Source organism: Nocardiopsis lucentensis DSM 44048 (assembly GCF_000341125.1).
Classification (GTDB): Bacteria; Actinomycetota; Actinomycetes; order Streptosporangiales; family Streptosporangiaceae; genus Nocardiopsis; species Nocardiopsis lucentensis.
Genome location: NZ_ANBC01000767.1, coordinates 1 through 2423, shown reverse-complemented (window position 1 = coordinate 2423; position 2423 = coordinate 1). Strand labels below are relative to the sequence as shown.

Genomic DNA, 2423 nt, shown 5'->3' with positions numbered 1-2423 from the left:
ACCCGCGGCATCCGCACCCGCCCCGAGGACGTCCTCATCGTCTCGGGCACCGCCCAGGCCCTCGGCCTCATCGGAGCCGCGCTGCGCCACCAGCACATCGACACGGTCGCCGTGGAGGACCCCGGTTCCCTGGGTGTACGACACCACCTCGACCACGCCGGGCTGCGCACCCCGCCGGTCCCGGTGGACGAGGACGGCGTCAGCGTCGACGCCCTGCGCGCCACCGGCGCCGAAGCGGTCCTGGCCACCCCCGCCCACCAGTTCCCCACCGGAGTCGTACTCGGCGGGCGGCGCCGCCGCGACCTGATCCGGTGGGCGATGGAGGGCGGACTGGTCATCGAGGACGACTACGACGCCGAACACCGCTACGACCGCCACCCCGTCCCCGCGCTGGCGTCCGTGGCCCCCGACCGGGTCTGCTACGCCGGGAGCGTGTCCAAACTGCTCGCCCCCGCCCTGCGCCTGGGCTGGATCGTGGCCCCACCGCGCTGGCGCCCCGCCCTGGTCGAAGCCAAACGCTTCAACGACCTGGGCAGCGCGACACTGCCGCAGCTGGTGCTGGCCCACCTCATGGCCTCGGGCGACCTCGAACGCCACCTGCGGACCCTGCGCGGACGCCACCGCCGCCGCAGGGACACCATGATCGACGCCCTGCGCACCCACCTACCAGGGGCCCGCGTCCACGGCGCCGCCGCCGGACTCCACCTGACCGTGACCCTCGAGGCCCCCGTCACCGACACCGACCTGGCCGCCGCCGCGCTGAAACGCGGCGTCAAGGCCCACCCGCTCACCTGGCACCGCCAACGCCCCGGCCCGCCCGGACTGGTCCTGGGCTACGCCGGACGCACCGACACCGACATCCGCGAAGGGGTGGCCGTCGTGGGCGCCCTCCTTGGCCAACACACGCGATGACCCCGCCGCCGCGGTCCGGTCAGGGCCGGGAGGAAGTCAAGGCGACCAGGTAGCGGCAGACCGTGCCAGCGGGATTGTGGTACACGCACGGCACGGGCGCACCCAACTCCAGACAGTCGCCGGCCCCGAGCCGGTGCTCCACCGACCCCTCCGTGAAGGCCAGGTCGCCCTCGATGACCCAGATCTGGTGATGGCGCAGGGCATAGGCGTCGGCCGGATAGGCCACGCGCGCCCCCGGCGGCAGTTCGACCTCGATCAACTCCATCACCCCGCCCGGCCGGGGGGACAGGGCGCGCCGACGGTACCCGGTCTCGGGATCGGTCCACACCGGCTGGTCGGCGGCCCGGGCCAACCGTCGGCCCTCGTGCTCGGCGCGGGCGATCAGCTCCGACAGCGTGATTCCCAACGCGGCCGACAACCGGCCCAGCAGCACCGCCGTGGGCTGCACGTCCCCGTGCTCGATCCGGCTGATCATCGCCCGCGACACTCCCGCGCGCTCGGCCAGGGCGGCTCCGGTCAGCCCACGGGCGGTACGCAGACCGCGCAGGGTCTCGGCGAGAGCGGAACCCAGTTGATCACTCATGCGTTCACCATACTGCACAGATGATTTACCATGATGAATTATGAGAACCATGACCACACACGTACGCGACGCCACCCCCGACGACGCCGCCGCCTGCGCCGCGATCTACGCCCCCTACACCACCGACACCGCCATCACCTTCGAACTCACCCCACCCGACACCCAGGAGATGGCCCGACGGATCACCGCCGCCCAACGCCACCACGCCTGGCTCGTCCTGGAGGAGGACGACCAGGTCCTCGGCTACGCCTACGGCGGCCCCTTCCGCGCCCGCGCCGCCTACGCCTGGTCATGCGAGGTCAGCGTCTACCTGGACCCGCACCACCGCGGCTCCGGCCGCGGCCGCGCCCTCTACCGAGCTCTCCTGCCCGCACTGGCCGCACGCGGCATGCACACCGCCGTGGCCTGCATGACCCTGCCCAACGACCCCAGCCTCGCCCTCCACCGCGCCATGGGCTTCACCACCGTCGGCACCATGCACCGCGTCGGCCACAAACACGACGCCTGGCACGACGTCGCCTGGGCCGAGATCGACCTCACCGCACTCACGCCCTGACCGGCCCCCGGGCAGCCGCCCGTCAGCGCCCCTCCGACACGGGCCCGGGCCCGGCACCACCCTCACCGAGCCCCGCCCCCTCCGGGGCAACCGCCCGCCGCGCCCGCGACACCTCCGCGGCCCGCGACGGCACCGCGGTCTGCGTCACGAACGCCCCCGACACGATCACCACCGCACCCAACGCCTGCACCAGGCTCAACGCCTCACCCAACAACACCCACGCCAACCCGATCGCCGTCACCACCTCCAGGTAGGCCACACCCCCCGCCACCTGAGGCGACAACCGCCGCACCGCCATCACTCCCACGGCGTAGGCCACCGCCGTACTCACCACCGCCAACCACACCACCATCGCCCACCCCGGCACCACCA

Annotated in this window: 4 protein-coding genes; 2 read left to right on the top strand and 2 right to left on the bottom strand. The window is 73.1% G+C overall.

The features are described from left to right. Window positions 1-912: aminotransferase-like domain-containing protein (locus D471_RS36395; protein WP_017601424.1), on the top strand; the 912-nt coding region annotated here is incomplete at its 5' end. Between the two features lie 19 nt (window positions 913-931). On the opposite strand, the gene D471_RS0126565 is transcribed toward D471_RS36395, so the two are convergent. After that, complete coding sequence (locus tag D471_RS0126565) at window positions 932-1495, bottom strand: helix-turn-helix domain-containing protein (protein WP_017601423.1); 564 nt, start codon at window positions 1493-1495, stop codon at window positions 932-934. A 49-nt stretch (window positions 1496-1544) separates the two neighbouring features. Here D471_RS0126565 and D471_RS0126560 point away from each other — a divergent pair, with 49 nt between their 5' ends. Next, window positions 1545-2051 (top strand): GNAT family N-acetyltransferase, encoded by a 507-nt coding sequence (locus D471_RS0126560; RefSeq protein WP_017601422.1) that lies wholly within the window; start codon window positions 1545-1547, stop codon window positions 2049-2051. Between the two features lie 22 nt (window positions 2052-2073). Here the strand turns inward: D471_RS0126560 and D471_RS36390 are convergent. Beyond that, a partial coding sequence (locus D471_RS36390; RefSeq protein WP_040691434.1) for an EamA family transporter occupies window positions 2074-2423 on the bottom strand: 350 nt, incomplete at its 5' end.